The following is a 13,871-nucleotide window of genomic DNA, read 5'->3' as shown; positions in this document are numbered from 1 at the left end:
GGACTGGGCGGGAGGTCAGCCCACGAACTCCACGTTCGAGGTGAGCCAGCGGCCGCCCTCGTACACGAGGTCGAGTTGCAGCCGGTAGTTGCGGGACGTGCCCTGCGGCGCCGACACGTTGGTGACCTTGCTGTCCGCCACCAGCAGGACGCGGGCCGTCCGTTCGTCGGCCCTGACGATGCCCGCCTCCAGGATCTGGCCCTCCGAGACCGACTTGTTGGCGGCGACCAGCTTCGTCAGCTCGGCCGTCTGGGCCGAGAACTGTTCCGCGAACTCGCCGGTCGCGCCGCTCAGCACGTTCTTGCTGTCCCGGTCGTACTGCCGGTAGTCGAGCGACGTGAAGTTGAGCGCCGACTGGCGCGCGGCCGCCAGGATGTCCTGGCGGCGGTCCTCCACCTCGCCCCGCTCGTACAGCTGTACGCCGAGCCAGCCCGACGCGGCGACCAGCGCGGCGGCGACGGCGGCGACGGCGGCGACGACACCGCGGCCGGTGTGCCCGGCGCGGTCGCCGCGGTCGGCGCGGTCGGCGCGGTCGGCGCGGTCGGCGAAACGGGCTCGGAACGTCATGCCACGGGTCCCATCGGTCCTACGAGCAGCCACTGCCACGAGTCCTTTCCGAACAGGGTCTGTTGTCCGCCCGTCGAGCCGACCTGGACGGGCCGCGCCCCGGACCGCCCTGCCGCACCGGGGGCGTTCTGGGCGCCCCGGACCGAGGTGGCGCTGCCGCGCGGGGCGGTGCAGCGCGCCTCCGTGTTCGCCGGCCGGTCCGAGGTGTCGGCGGGGTCGCGCCGCTGGGTTCCGTAACCCTGGCGGCAGGCGGGCGGGTCGTCGGAGTTGACGACCATGCCGAAGTGGGTCGTGCCGTCGCCCGGGATGACGGTGTAGCTGCCCGCCACGACCACCGGGAACGTCACCAGCATCTGCTCCACACCGGGCAGTCGGGCGGCGGTGATCTGCCCGCCGCTGATCAGGTTCCCCAGCAGCACGGGGACGTGGGGGCGGTTGTCGCGCAGCAGCCCGTCCAGTTCGCGGGCGGCCGACGTGCCGTCGTCCAGCAGGGCGCGGAAGTCGCCGTCGCTCGCCTTCAGCTGGGCGGTGAGGGCCGCCAGGTCCTTCGAGAACGAGGTGATCGCCGAGCCCTTGTCGGCCTGTGTCTTCAGGACCTTCCGGGAGTCCTCGATCAGCGCGACCGTCTGGGGCAGCGAGTCCGTCGCCGTCGTGATCAGCGCGTTCCCCGAGTCCACCAGCCGGCTCAGATGCGGGCCGGTTCCGGCGAACGCCGCGCCCAGTTCGTCGACGGTGATCCGCAGGTCCTTCCTGTCCACCGAGCGGACCAGCCGGTCCACGCTCGTGATCAGCTCGGTGGTGGGGTGCGGTACGCGCGTGCTGCCGCGCGGGATGGTGCTCCCGTCCCGCAGGTACGGGCCGCCCCGGCGGCGCGGCTGGAGGTCCACGTACTGCTCGCCGACGGCGGAGCGGTGCGCCACCACCGCCACCGTGTCCGACGGGACGCGCGTGCCGTCCTCGATGTCCAGGGCGACGGTCACGCCGTCGGCACCCGTCAGCCGCAGGTCGCCGACGCGGCCCACGGGCACCCCGCGGTAGGTGACCTCGGCCCCCGTGTAGATGCCGCCCGACTCGGGGAAGTCGGCGCGCACGGTGTAGCCGCGGTCCAGGAGGCTGTCGGCGAGACCGGTGTACTCGGCGCCGACGTACGAGACGCCGAGCGCCGTGACGGTGGCGAAGGCGATCAGCTGCGCCTTGACCGTACGGGTGATCACAGCTGCATCCCCCTCAGCATGAGTTCCGCCAGCCGGAGGTCGACGCCCGAGCCCCAGGCTTCCGGGCTCCAGGCACCCGAGTCCCAGGCTTCCGGGCCCCAGGCTCCAGGGCCCCAGGCTTCCGGGCCCCCGGCCCCCGTGCCCCCGGCCCCGGCCCCTCCGACGTACGAGGCGTAGTCGCCGTTCGCGCACACCGGCGGGCACAGCGGCGGTGCACCCGACCGTGTCGGCGCCGGGGCGGGCGCGGGCGCCGAGGGAACCCCGGGCGTGTCGGGCCCGCCCGGCACGCCGGGGACATCCGGTACGCCCGGCACATCCGGAACTCCCGGGACGTCCGGTACGCCGGGCAGCGACGGGTCGGGCAGGTCCGGGGCCGGCGGCCGGCCGGGGTCGCCGGCCAGGTTGCCGTACAGGCTGTCGAAGTCCAGGTCGGCCGTGACCTTCAGGTTCACGTAGTCGCCCTTGATGGCGTCGACCACATTGCGCGGGAACGGATACGTCGTCAGGAGCTCCAGCGCGTTGGGGAGATCGGCGCCCGCCTTGTTCAGCTGGGCCAGGATCGGCTGGAGACTGCGCAGGTTGGCGATCAGGTCGTCCCGCGAGGCGTTGATCACGCGGGTGCCGGTGGTGCCGAGCTTCGACAGGGACGTCAGCATCGCGGTCAGCCTGGTCCGCTGGTCGGCCAGCACCTTCAGCGCGGGCGGCAGCGTGTCGACCGCCTTGCCGATGGTGGCCTTCTCCTTCCGCAGGGTCGCGGCCAGCCTGTCGATGCCCTTGAGCGCGCGGACGATCTCGCCGCGCTGTCGGTCGAGGCCGCCGATGAAGGTGTCCAGCTCCGAGAGCAGGGCCTTGACCCGGTTCTCACGGCCTTCCAGCGCCTTGTTCAACTCCACGGAGATGGTCTTCAGCTGGGCCACGCCGCCGCCGTTGAGCAGCGCCGACAGCGCGGAGAGGACCTCCTCGATCTCCGGGTTGCGTCCGCTGCGCGACAGCGGGATGACCGCGCCGTCGGTGAGCCGGCCCGCCGGGGCGGCGTCGGCGGGCGGGGACAGGGCGACGTACTTCTCGCCGAGCATGCTGGTCTGCCGCAGCTCGGCGACCGCGTTGGCGGGCAGCTTCACCGAGTCGGCGACGCGCAGCCGCACGCGCGCGTGCCAGCCTTCCAGCTCCACCTTCTCGACGGCGCCGACGGTGACGTTGTTCACCTTCACCGTGGACTGCGGCACCAGGTCGAGCACGTCCCTGAAGTGGACGGTCACGTGGTACGCGCGGCCGTCGGCGGCCGCGCCGCCGGGCAGCCCGACGTCGTAGAGGCCGTTGAACTCGCAGCCGGTGAGGAGCAGCGACGCGGCGGCCGTCCACAGGACGGTGTGCCGACGGAGACGACGAGGGGCACGAGTACGCGTACCCCCGCTGATATGAGTGGGCGTCATGTACGGGCCTCCAGGATTCCGCCGAGCGTCCGGTCGACCGGGCCCGTGGCGGGGGCGACGCCGGTGACGTGGCCGGCGGGATCGGCGACGGGCGGCTTCGGCAGGGAGTCGAACAAGGACCGCAGGCTCGCGCAGTCGGCCTTCTCGCCGGTGGTCCTGAGCAGCGAGCACAGCAGCGCCGCCGGGTCCTGCGGGTGGTCGGGGTTGCTGCGGGTGTCGAGGGTGCCGGCCGACGGGTTGTAGGCGTTCTGCAGGTTCGACAGACCGGCCGGGGCGACGTCGAGGAACTCCCGCAGTGCCGCGCGCTGGGTGACCAGCACGCGCGTCACCTTGCTCAGCCCCTTCACGTCGGCGGTCAGCGCCTTCTTGTTGTTCTTCACGAACTCCGACACGTCGGCCAGGGCGGTCGCCAGGTGCGCGATCGCCGCCGCCAGGTCCTTGCGTTCCCCGGCGAGCTGCTCGGCGACCTTGGCCAGGTTGTCGTTGAACGCCCGGACGCTGTCGTCGTCGGCGGCCAGCGCGGCCGTGAAGACCTGGAGGTTGCGGATGGTGCCGAACAGGTCCTGCCGGCCGCCCGACAGGGTGGTGACGGCCTGCGACAGGTCCTCGACCGTCTGGTGCAGCTTCGCGCCCTGGCCCTGCAGGTTGTCGGCGCTGACCGCGAGCAGCCGGGACAGCGACCCGTCCTTGTTGGCGCCGCGCGGGCCGAGCGCGTCGGCCGTCGTGCGCAGGCTGTCGAAGACGCGGTCCAGTTCGACGGGGACGGCCGTGCGGTGCTCGGGGATGACGGCACCGCCGCGCATCTCGGGCCCGCCCCGGTAGACGGGGAGCAGCTGGAGGTAACGGTCGCTGACGACCGACGAGTTGATGATCGCCGCCTGGGCGTCGGCGGGCACCTTGCGGTCGCCGTCGTACTCCAGCTCGACCCGCACCCGGTCGCCCTCCGGTGTGATCGCCGTGACCTCGCCGATCCTCACGCCGAGGACCCGCACGTCGGAGCCGGGGTAGATGCCTACCGTGCGCGGGAAGTACGCGGTGACCCGGACCGGTTCGGGGGACCGGGGCCACAGGGCGCTCGCCAGTCCGGCGACGAGCGCCAGGGCGAGGACCGTGACCAGGAACCGGCGCCGCCGTACGAGGATGTGCTTCATCGTCCTCCTCCCGATCCGGAGACCCCGGTCGTGCCGGACGTCCCGGTCGTCCCGGTCGTCCCGGTCGTCCCGGTCGTCCCGGTCGTCCCGGTCGTGCCGGTTCGGGGCACCACCGGTGTGGGGGCGACCATGTTCTGGATGTAGCTGTCGAACCAGCGGCCGTTGCCCAGGGTGTTGGTGAAGAGCCGGGCGTACGGGGCGAGCAGCTGGACGCTGCGGTCGAGGCTGGCCTGGTTGCGTTCCAGCAGCTTCACGACCGCGTTGAGGTTGGCGAGGGCCGGCCCGATCGTCGCGCGGTTGTCCCGGACGAGGCCGGACAGCTGGACGCCCAGCGCCACGGAGCTGGTGAGCAGCGAGTGGATGACCTTGCGCCGGGCGTGGATCTCCTGGAACAGCTTGTCGCCGTCCTTGACCAGCTTGGTGAACTCGCCGGTCCGTTCCGACAGGACCCCGGTGACGCCGTTGGCGTGGTCGAGGAGGCGGCGCAGCGCCTCGTCCCGCGAGGCCACGGTCCGGGAGATCTTCGACAGGCCCTCGATGGACGCCTTCACCTCGGCGGGGGAGTCCTCGAACGTCGTGGAGATGGTGTCCAGGGCGGTGGCCAGCTGCTTCGTGTCGATCCGCTCGGTGGTGGTGGTCAGATCGCTGAACGCGGTCACCACGTCGTACGCCGCGACGGTCCGGGCGAGCGGGATCTCGCTGCCCGGCCTCATCCGCCCGGGGCCCTTCGGCTCCAGGGCGAGGTACTTGGCGCCCAGGATCGTCTTGACCCGGATGGCGGCCCCGGTCCGGGTGCCGAGCTCGGGTTCGCCCTTGACCCGGAAGGTGACCTTGACGTGGTCGCCGTCCAGGTCGACGTCGTCCACCTTGCCGACCTTGACGCCGGCGATCCGCACCTCGTCGCCCGGCTTGAGCCCGCCCGCCTCGGAGAAGGCGGCGCTGTACCGGTCGCCGTTCCCGATCAGCGGCAGGTTCTCCACGTTGAACGCGGTGACGATCAGCGCCAGGATCGTGGCGAGTCCGACGGCGCCGATCACCACCGGGTTCCGGTCGCGGAACGGCGTCATCCGCCCCGACCGGCGCGCCCGCCCCGACCGGCGTACGCCCGCGAGCCGTATGCCGGCACGGCGGACGCCCGCGAGCCGTATGCCTGTGAGCCGTCTCATCCGCCACACCTCGCCCGGGCCACGTGCAGTTCGGGGGTGAGCGTCTCGGCGGGCCTGCCCGCGCTGCGGGGCAGCACCACGCGGCCGTCGAAGTCGCACAGGTAGAAGTTGAACCAGGAGCCGTACGAGGCGGTGCCCGTCAGCTTGTCGAGCTTGTTCGGCAGCCGCCGCAGCACGCCCTCCACCGTCTTCTCGTGGTCCTTCAGCGTGCCGGTGAGCCGGGACAGCTCGGCGATGTCGTCCTTCAGCGGCGGCCGGGCGTCCTCCAGCAGGCCGGAGGTGGCCGCCGCGAGGCCGTTGACGCCGGCCAGCGAGTCACCGATCGGTTTGCGGTCGGCGGCGAGCCCCGAGATCACCCGCTGCAGCTGCTTGATCAGCTCGGCGAACCGGGTACCGCGCTGGTCGACGGTGGCCAGCACGGAGTTGAGGTTGTCGATCACCGAGCCGATCAGCTTGTCGCGGTCGGCGAGGGTCGTGGTGAGCGAGGCGGTGTGCGCGAGCAGGCTGTTCACCGTGCCTCCCTCGCCCTGCAGGGTCTTGATGATCTCGGTGGCGAGCTGGTTCACGTCCTGCGGGCTCAGCGCCGCGAACAGCGGCTTGAACCCGTTGAGCAGCGCGTTGAGGTCGAGCGCCGGTTCCGTACGGGACAGGGGGATGCGCCCGCCGGGCGGCAGCCGCTTCGTCCCGTCCCCGGTGCCCTCGGTCAGCGCGATGTACCGCTGCCCGACCAGGCTCCGGTAGCGGATGACCGCCTTGGTGCCGATCGGCAGCGGCCGGTCACGGGAGACGCTGAAGGCGACCTCGGCCAGCGCCCGGCCGCCGGAGCCGCCCGGCCGTATCCGGATGTCCTCGACCTCGCCGACCCTCACCCCCGCGACCCGGATGTCGTCGCCCTCCTCCAGGCTGGTGACATCGCTGAACACGGCCGTGTACGTGTCCTTCGGGGTGAAGGAGACATTGACGATCGTCGCGGCGAGAACACCGGTCGCCGCCACGGTGACCACGGCGAACAGACCCAGCTTCAGCAGCGGCCCGGCGGTCGCCGTGGCCCGCGTGTGACCGCTCGTACGGGGCTTCATACGACGCTCACCGCCGTTCCGCGTGCCATCGGGCCGAAGAGCAGGGTCGCGACCGCCGGCACCCGGTCGGCGGACACGCCCATGACCGGGGCGACGAGTGCGGCGACCGCCCGCTGCTCGGCCGGGGTGCCGGACACGCTCGTGCCCGAGGTTCCGTCGTCGAGCCTGGTGTGCGGTGCGGGGGTGCGTGGATGGGGCAGACCTCTGCAGTCGGGGCCTGAGCGGTCGGCATAGCGCGGTTCCTCGCCGGGTCGGTAGGGGGGACGGGCGTGTACGAGTTCGAGGGTGATCCGCATCACGCCACCCCTGAAGGCCTGTTCGGACGCCTTCTCCTGCCGTACCAGCCCCTCCAGGAGGCAGGGGTACTCGGGCGAGTAGCGGGCGAACAGGGACAGGGTGGGACGGGAGACGCGGCCCAGGGTGATGAGCCGGTCGGCGTTCTCGCCGATGACGGCGTCGGCCGTGCCGGCGGCGGTGGCGGTCCGGGTCAGGAAGGACGCGAGCCGGTCCTCCTTCTCGACCAGCGTCCGGCTGGTGGTGAGCGTGTTGTCCAGGATCCGCAGCAGGTCGGGGGCTGCCTCGCTGTAGATCTCGGCCACATCGGCGAACCGTGAGATGTCCTCGCGGAGCGACGGCATGTGCGGGTTCAGCTCGCGGAGGTAGCCCTCCAGCCGGACCAGGTTGGCGCCGATGTCGTCGCCGCGCCCTTCGAGGGCGGTGGCGAACGCGGACAGCGTGGCGTTCAGCTTCGCGGGCTGCACGGCCCTGAGCAGCGGCAGCAGGTCGTTCATCAGCCGCTGGAGTTCGATGCCGACCTCCGTACGGTCCTGGGTGATGACGTCACCGGCGCGGATGGGCCGCCCCGCCGCCGCGCCCCGGGGCACGACCAGGTCGACGAACTTCTCCCCGAACAGGGTCTTCGGCAGCAGCCGGGCGTGGACGTCCGCCGGGATCAGCGCGATGTGCTCCGGCTTCAGCGCGAGCGACAGGGTCGCCTTCTCGCCGTCGGACCGCACCTCCCGCACCTCGCCGACCAGCAGGCCGCGCAGCTTCACGTCGGCGCGGGGCTCCAGCTGGTTGCCCAGGGTGTCGGCCTCCAGCGTGACCCGGACGACCGGGGTGAACACCTGCTGGTAGACGGCGACGGTCAGCGACAGCAGCAGCGCGAGCACGGCGATGAAGACGACGCCGTACAGCCGCAGACGTGGTGTCGTGGTTCGCATGGGCGCGTTACCCCGCTATCCGTACGGTCGTGTGGGCGCCCCAGATCGCGAGGCTGAGGAAGAAGTCGAGGATGTTGATGGCGACGATCGACGTCCGTACGCCACGCCCCACCGCGACACCGACGCCGGCGGGGCCACCGCTCGCGTAGTAGCCGTAGTAGCAGTGGACCAGGATGATCACGACGGCGAAGACGATCACCTTGCCGAAGGACCACAGCACGTCGACCGGTGGCAGGTACTGCTGGAAGTAGTGGTCGTAGGTGCCCGTGGACTGCCCGTAGTAGCCGGTGGTGATGGTGCGGGCGGCGAAGTACGAGGAGAGCAGCCCGACCACGTACAGCGGGATCACCGCCACGAACCCGGCGATCATCCGGGTCGTCACCAGGAACGGCAGCGACGGAACGCCCATCACCTCCAGGGCGTCGGTCTCCTCGCTGATCCGCATCGCCCCGAGCTGCGCGGTGAACCCCGCGCCGACCGTCGCGGACAGCGCGAGCCCGGCCACGAGCGGGGCGATCTCGCGGGTGTTGAAGTACGCGGACAGGAACGCCACGAAGTTGGAGGTGCCGAGCTGGTTGAGCGCCGCGTAACCCTGGAGGCCGACCTCCGTGCCGGTGAAGAACGACAGGAACGCGATCACGCCGACGGTGCCGCCGACGACCGCCAGCGCGCCCCGCCCGAAGCTGACTTCGGCGAGCAGCCGCAGCACTTCCTTCTTGTAGCGGCGCAGCGTGCGGCCGGTCCAGGCCAGGGAGCGTCCGTAGAAGACGAGTTGGCCGCCCAGCTCTTCGAGGAATCGGTTCAGCGGAGCCATCGTCATCCCCTCTGCGGAACGAGCTGGAAGTAGACGGCGGTCATCACGAAGTTCGTCACGAACAGCAACATGAAGGTGATGACCACGGACTGGTTCACGGCGTCGCCGACGCCCTTCGGCCCGCCCTTGGCGGTCAGCCCCTTGTACGAGGCGACGATCGCCGCGATGGCGCCGAAGACCAGCGCCTTCAGCTCCGCCGCCCACAGATCGGAGAGCTGGGCGAGCGTGGTGAACGAGGCGAGGTACGCGCCGGGTGTGCCGTTCTGCATGACGACGTTGAAGAAGTAGCCGCCGGCCACGCCGACGACCGAGACGAGGCCGTTGAGCAGTACCGCCACGAGCATGGTCGCCAGGACGCGCGGTACGACGAGCCGGTGGATCGGGTCGATGCCGAGCACCTGCATGGCGTCGATCTCCTCGCGGATCTTCCGCGCGCCGAGGTCCGCGCAGATCGCGGTGCCTCCCGCGCCCGCGATGAGCAGCGCGGTGACGATCGGCGACGCCTCGCGCAGCACGGCGAGTACGGAGGCGGCGCCCGAGAACGACTGGGCGCCGAGCTGGCGGGTCAGCCCGCCGATCTGGAGCGCGATGACCGCGCCGAACGGGATCGACACGAGCGCGGTGGGCAGGATCGTGACGCCCGCGACGAACCAGGCCTGCTGGATGAACTCGCGCACCTGGAAGGGCCGTCGGGGGAGGGTGCGCAGGACGTCCAGGGCCATCGCGAACAGGGCGCCGGACTGGCGCAGACCGCCGGTGGGGGAGAGGCTCACGACCGGTCCGCCTCCTCACGCGCGCCGCCCCGCGACTCGCACTCCCGCGCCCGGGGCTCTTCCGGCGCGGACCTCCGCGCCCCGGACTCCCGCGACTCGGACTCCCGCGCCCCGGGCTCTTCAGGCGCGGCGCCGTCCGCCGCGATGGCGGTCGTGGCCTCGGGCGCGGGCGTGGTCTCAGGCGTGGGCTCGGGCGCGGGCGTGGGCGTGGTCTCGGGCGTGGGCGTGGGCGTGGCCTCAGGCGTGGGCGTGGGCTCGGGCGCGGGCGTGGGCTCGGGCGTGGGCGTGGCCTCAGGCGTGGGCGTGGCCTCGGGCGCGGGCGTGGGCGTGGGCTCGGGCGTGGGGGCCGGTGGCGAGGCCGGTGCCGGGGTCGGGGCCGGGGCGTCGGCCGGTTCCTCGGCCCGAGGGGCGCGGGCGGCTTCCAGGAGTTCCGCCTCGCGGCGGGCGATCGCCTCCCAGCGGGGCGGCCGGGGCACGCCCGGGCTCGGCAGCAGACGCGGGGTCACGCCCTCGCCGGACGCCCCCTTGCCGCCGCGCGGCCCCCGGTGGTCGCCCGCGTCGAGCTGGGCGAGCTCCTGTTCGACCTGGGCGGCGTCCTTCTCCTCCGCCATGCCGATCGGCCCCTGCATCCGGCCGTTCAGGAACTGCCGTACCACCGGCTCGTCGCTCGCGAGCAGCTCTTCGCGGGGCCCGAACATCACCAGCTCGCGGCGGAACAGCAGCCCGATGTTGTCCGGGACCTGCCGGGCGGACGCGATGTCGTGCGTGACGATCAGGAACGTCGCGTCGATCTGCGCGTTCAGGTCCACGATGAGCTGGTTGAGGTAGGCCACCCGTACCGGGTCGAGCCCGGAGTCCGGCTCGTCGAAGAGGATGATCTCCGGGTCGAGGACCAGCGCCCGTGCCAGTCCGGCCCGCTTGCGCATCCCGCCGGAGATCTCGCCGGGCAGCTTCTCCTCGGCGCCGATCAGGCCGACCATGTCCATCTTCTCCAGGACGATGCGCCGGACCTCGCTCTCCGGTTTGCGCGTGTGCTCGCGCAGCGGGAAGGCGATGTTGTCGTACAGGTTCATCGACCCGAACAGGGCGCCGTCCTGGAACAGCACGCCGAACAGCTTGCGGACCTCGTACAGCTCGTGTTCGCGCAGGCGCGTGACGTCCTGCCCGGCGATCCGGATCGACCCCCGGTCGGGCTTCAGCAGACCCACGAGCGTCTTGAGGAACACCGACTTCCCGGTGCCCGAAGGGCCGAGCATCACGGACACCTCGCCGGCGGGCAGGGTCAGTGACACGTCCTGCCAGATGACCTGGTGGCCGAAGGATTTCGTCAACCCTTCCACACAGATCTCGACACCCATCCGGTTCACCCTTCAGCGGGGAGCAGCTCCGACACCTGCTCTACGGGGAGGGGCGCCGCGTCCGTCGCGGAGAACCGAAGATTTTTTACGGGGTGGAAACCCCAGGTGCCTACGGGAGGGACGGCGCGGCCGGTACCGGGACCGGCACGGGAGCCGACGCCTCGACCGGCACGGGCGCCGACGCCGGCACGGGAGCCGACACGCGGGGCAGCGGTACGTCCGGCAGCGGTACGTCCGCCGGGGGCGCGTCCGTCAGCGGTACGTCCGGAAGGGGTACGTCCGCCAGCGCCGGACCGGGCAGCGCCGGCGCGGTCAGCGAAGGGGCGGGCAGGGGTACGTCCGGGAGCCCCACGCCCGGCAGCGCCTCCGGCAGCCGCACCTCCGGCAGTTCCACGGGCAGCCCGCCGGGCGCCGCCGGCCCCCCGGCGCCGCCGGGCGCGTCCGTACCCGCACCCGCGTCCGGCCCGCCCGCGTCCGTCCGCGCACCCGGCGCGGGCACCTCGTACCCGGCCACGCCCACCCCGCCCCCGCCGACCTGCGACGTGCCGGGGCGCGGCGCCGGGCCGGGCGCGGCGTCGTACGCGAAGGGCAGCGCCAGGACGGCCGCCGCCAGCGTCGCCGCGCCCGTCACGGCCACCGCCTGCACATGCCCGCCGGTCTGCGCCCTGCCGCCGCGCCCGCACAGCCACAGCGCGAGCCCGAGCGTGCCGGCGAGCGAGTTGCGCAGCGTCCGCCGGGCCCTGGCCAGCAACGACTCGACGGCCTGGTAGCTGAGCCCCATCTCGCGGGCGACCTGCTCGACGTCCCGGTCCTGCGACTTCAGCCGCAGCGCCTCGGCCTGCCGCGCGGGCAGCTCCCTGCTCCGGTACGCGAGCCAGGTGGCCTCCGCCCGGTCGCACACCGCCTCCTCGACGGGCACCGGGCCCGGCGCGGTGAGCTTCGGCAGGGCGCGCACCTCGGCCTCGCGGTTGACCTGCCGGTACCGGTCGACGCACAGCCGCATGGTCACGGTCGTCAGCCACGCGCCGAGCCGCGCGTCGTCGAGGTGGGGGTTCTCGGCGGCGCGCAGCATCGCCTCATGGACGGCGTCCTCGGCGTCCTCGGCGGTCATCGACCTCCGGCGGGCCACCTTGAGCAGCTGCTCACGGTGGCTCCACATGCGTTCCCACCGGGACCGGGCCGCGTCGTCGCCGGGTCCGGCCGGGTGGGAGGGGTGCATGTCCGTCGTCGTCATGAGGGCCCCTTCGCGCTCACAACCGATAGCAGGGCAGGCGGCGACGTTACCCTTCGGTACGCGTGATTGTGGAGGGGCCGGGGCGCAGTGAGTCCTCACCGTTACCGGTGAGTGCCCCCGACCCCGGGCAGGAGCCCGTCCTCCGGCAGAGGCATGCCGGTGCTCACCTCCGTGACCAGCGGCGGGACCGCGGAGCCTGAGCCTCCGCCGGGCCGGTCGGCCGTCCGCGTGGGCGTCGGCGACGGCGCCCCGGACGGTGAGCCCGAGCCCGTACCGGACGACGAAGGCGACGGGGCGGGTGAAGGGGAGCCCGTCGCCCGGGGCGTGGGCCGGGACGCCGGGGCCGTCGGCCCCGTACTCGTACCCGTACCCGGCTCTCGTCCCGGGACCGGTCCGCGCCCGTCCGGCAGCACCGACCACCGCCCGCCGCCGAAGTACGCGTACCAGGCCCTGACGGTACGGAGGTACTCCCGGGACCGGTTGTACGCGAGGACCGCCCGGTCCAGGTCGGCCGGGTCGGACAGGTCGCGCCCGCCCGCGCACAGGTAGCGGCCGGCCGCGAGCGCGGCGTCGTGGACGTTGTGCGGATCGGCGAGGCCGTCGTCGTTCCCGTCGGCGCCCCAGAGGGCCCAGGTGGACGGGATGAACTGCATCGGCCCGACCGCCCGGTCGAACACGGTGTCGCCGTCGTGCGCGCCGCCGTCGGTGTCCCGGATCAGGGCGAAGCCCGCGCCGTCGAGCCGGGGGCCGATGATCGGCCGGTACGTCGTCCCGTGCGCGTCCACCTGTCCCCCGCGCGCCTGCCCCGACTCGACCTGGCCGATCGCGGCGAGCAGCTGCCACCGCAGCCCACAGCCCGGATCGCTCTCCCGCTGCCGTTCCTCCGCCCTCCGGTACGCGGCGAGCACCGTCGCCGGGATCCCGCCCCCGCCCGGCGTCGCGACCACACCGTCCGCCGGCGACCGCCCCGGGCCCGCGTCCGGAGCGCCGCGCGGCCCCAGCGGCGGCAGCGCCGTGTAGTAGTACGCGTCACCGGGCGCCTCATGCCCCGGCGACACGGCGCCGTCCCGCCCCGGCTGCGCCGCCCGCTCCAGGGCGCCCGGCGCCTGGGACCCCGTCAACGCCGCCATGGCGGCCGCGGCGGCCGCCGTCCTGGCGACCCCTCCGCGTATCCGCCCTCCGCACCGCATCGCCATTCCCCGGCCCCTCCCGATCGATCCCGGTCCTGCTCCTCATCGGCTCTACGCCGGGAAGCGGCCCGTCCGTCTCGAAGAGGCGGCTGTTTTTCGCGTGTTCAGCCGCCCCGGGTGGTGTGCGGGAGGGAGCCATAGCCGGGCCGGGCGTCCCGCAGGGGAGCGTTCCGGGCGGCGTCCGTGTCGAACAGGCTCACCATGAGCGGTGTGCTGCCGGTCGGCGCGGCGGTCGCGGCCCGCAGCCGGAACCGCTCGGTGCGGACGGTGACGGTGAACTCCTGCGCGGGCCCGTCCCGGACCGCAACGGGTCGTCGCAGCCCGCGAGCGTCGTGGTGAGCAGTGCGGCGGCCGCCGTGGCGCCCGCGCCCGCCCTGAGACCGTGGAGCGTGCCGCGCAGGGGGTTCCTCCCGTGGGGGCCGACTGGGGAGGAAACCCAGCGTGGCGACGGTGCGGGGCGCCGGCCGCGGTACCGGTCAGCCGGTCCAGAAGTCCCACCAGCGGGTCAGGATCAGCATGCCGATGATCCCGATGTGCAGGGCGGGCAGCACCCAGGTGAACTCGTCCAGGAGGCTCCGCACGGGGGCGGGCGCGGGCAGCAGGCCGTGCCGGACGTTGTGCGAGGTCACGTACCAGAACATGACGATCGTCGCGACCCACGCCAGCGAG

11 protein-coding genes and 2 pseudogenes are annotated in these 13,871 nt (G+C 72.9%); all 13 read right to left on the bottom strand.

Features of this window, described 5'->3' with window-relative positions:
• Nucleotides 1-15 precede the first annotated feature (15 nt).
• The gene (locus tag ACGF5U_RS11655) at nucleotides 16-567 is read right to left on the bottom strand and encodes a hypothetical protein (protein WP_392709831.1); all 552 of its coding nucleotides are present in this window, start codon (nucleotides 565-567) and stop codon (nucleotides 16-18) included.
• Nucleotides 564-1,781, bottom strand: coding sequence for an MCE family protein (locus ACGF5U_RS11650; RefSeq protein WP_392709829.1), 1,218 nt, complete (start codon nucleotides 1,779-1,781; stop codon nucleotides 564-566). Before ACGF5U_RS11650 ends, ACGF5U_RS11655 begins: the two co-directional genes overlap by 4 nt.
• Nucleotides 1,778-3,214, bottom strand: coding sequence for an MCE family protein (locus tag ACGF5U_RS11645; RefSeq protein WP_392709828.1), 1,437 nt, complete (start codon nucleotides 3,212-3,214; stop codon nucleotides 1,778-1,780). The genes ACGF5U_RS11650 and ACGF5U_RS11645 overlap by 4 nt, the downstream gene beginning before the upstream one ends.
• Nucleotides 3,211-4,365, bottom strand: coding sequence for an MCE family protein (locus ACGF5U_RS11640; protein WP_392709827.1), 1,155 nt, complete (start codon nucleotides 4,363-4,365; stop codon nucleotides 3,211-3,213). The genes ACGF5U_RS11645 and ACGF5U_RS11640 overlap by 4 nt, the downstream gene beginning before the upstream one ends.
• Nucleotides 4,362-5,432: an MCE family protein gene (locus ACGF5U_RS11635; protein ID WP_392710615.1), complete on the bottom strand. Its 1,071-nt coding sequence runs from the start codon at nucleotides 5,430-5,432 to the stop codon at nucleotides 4,362-4,364. The genes ACGF5U_RS11640 and ACGF5U_RS11635 overlap by 4 nt, the downstream gene beginning before the upstream one ends.
• Nucleotides 5,433-5,527: 95 nt before the next feature.
• Nucleotides 5,528-6,610 (bottom strand): MCE family protein, encoded by a 1,083-nt coding sequence (locus ACGF5U_RS11630; protein WP_392709826.1) that lies wholly within the window; start codon nucleotides 6,608-6,610, stop codon nucleotides 5,528-5,530.
• Nucleotides 6,607-7,833 carry an MCE family protein gene (locus ACGF5U_RS11625; RefSeq protein ID WP_392709824.1) on the bottom strand — a complete coding sequence of 409 codons (1,227 nt, stop codon included), beginning with the start codon at nucleotides 7,831-7,833 and terminating at the stop codon, nucleotides 6,607-6,609. The genes ACGF5U_RS11630 and ACGF5U_RS11625 overlap by 4 nt, the downstream gene beginning before the upstream one ends.
• 7 nt (nucleotides 7,834-7,840) lie before the next feature.
• On the bottom strand, nucleotides 7,841-8,647 hold the full coding sequence (locus tag ACGF5U_RS11620) for an MlaE family ABC transporter permease (RefSeq protein WP_392709822.1): 807 nt from the start codon (nucleotides 8,645-8,647) through the stop codon (nucleotides 7,841-7,843).
• 2 nt (nucleotides 8,648-8,649) lie between these two features.
• Nucleotides 8,650-9,420: an MlaE family ABC transporter permease gene (locus tag ACGF5U_RS11615; protein ID WP_392709821.1), complete on the bottom strand. Its 771-nt coding sequence runs from the start codon at nucleotides 9,418-9,420 to the stop codon at nucleotides 8,650-8,652.
• Between the two features lie 368 nt (nucleotides 9,421-9,788).
• Nucleotides 9,789-10,778, bottom strand: a pseudogene (locus ACGF5U_RS11610) (ABC transporter ATP-binding protein); the annotation flags it as partial.
• 109 nt (nucleotides 10,779-10,887) lie between these two features.
• Nucleotides 10,888-12,012, bottom strand: coding sequence for a sigma-70 family RNA polymerase sigma factor (locus tag ACGF5U_RS11605; protein ID WP_392709820.1), 1,125 nt, complete (start codon nucleotides 12,010-12,012; stop codon nucleotides 10,888-10,890).
• A 101-nt stretch (nucleotides 12,013-12,113) separates the two neighbouring features.
• Nucleotides 12,114-13,142: a lytic transglycosylase domain-containing protein gene (locus tag ACGF5U_RS11600; RefSeq protein WP_392710613.1), complete on the bottom strand. Its 1,029-nt coding sequence runs from the start codon at nucleotides 13,140-13,142 to the stop codon at nucleotides 12,114-12,116.
• A gap of 536 nt (nucleotides 13,143-13,678) precedes the next feature.
• Nucleotides 13,679-13,871: pseudogene (locus tag ACGF5U_RS11595) on the bottom strand (hypothetical protein); the annotation flags it as partial.

The organism is Streptomyces sp. NPDC047886 (assembly GCF_043204435.1).
GTDB lineage: Bacteria > Actinomycetota > Actinomycetes > Streptomycetales > Streptomycetaceae > Streptomyces.
This window is presented reverse-complemented; position numbering and strand designations above follow the sequence as displayed.

What these genes read in the sequence shown, in the direction of transcription:
- ACGF5U_RS11655 (WP_392709831.1), bottom strand. Translation starts at nt 567, where the DNA reads ATGACGTTCCGAGCCCGTTTCGCCGACCGCGCCGACCGCGCCGACCGC.
- ACGF5U_RS11645 (WP_392709828.1), bottom strand. Translation starts at nt 3,214, where the DNA reads ATGACGCCCACTCATATCAGCGGGGGTACGCGTACTCGTGCCCCTCGT.
- ACGF5U_RS11640 (WP_392709827.1), bottom strand. Translation starts at nt 4,365, where the DNA reads ATGAAGCACATCCTCGTACGGCGGCGCCGGTTCCTGGTCACGGTCCTC.
- ACGF5U_RS11635 (WP_392710615.1), bottom strand. Translation starts at nt 5,432, where the DNA reads ATGACGCCGTTCCGCGACCGGAACCCGGTGGTGATCGGCGCCGTCGGA.
- ACGF5U_RS11630 (WP_392709826.1), bottom strand. Translation starts at nt 6,610, where the DNA reads ATGAAGCCCCGTACGAGCGGTCACACGCGGGCCACGGCGACCGCCGGG.
- ACGF5U_RS11625 (WP_392709824.1), bottom strand. Translation starts at nt 7,833, where the DNA reads ATGCGAACCACGACACCACGTCTGCGGCTGTACGGCGTCGTCTTCATC.
- ACGF5U_RS11620 (WP_392709822.1), bottom strand. Translation starts at nt 8,647, where the DNA reads ATGGCTCCGCTGAACCGATTCCTCGAAGAGCTGGGCGGCCAACTCGTC.
- ACGF5U_RS11605 (WP_392709820.1), bottom strand. Translation starts at nt 12,012, where the DNA reads ATGACGACGACGGACATGCACCCCTCCCACCCGGCCGGACCCGGCGAC.
- ACGF5U_RS11600 (WP_392710613.1), bottom strand. Translation starts at nt 13,142, where the DNA reads ATGGCGGCGTTGACGGGGTCCCAGGCGCCGGGCGCCCTGGAGCGGGCG.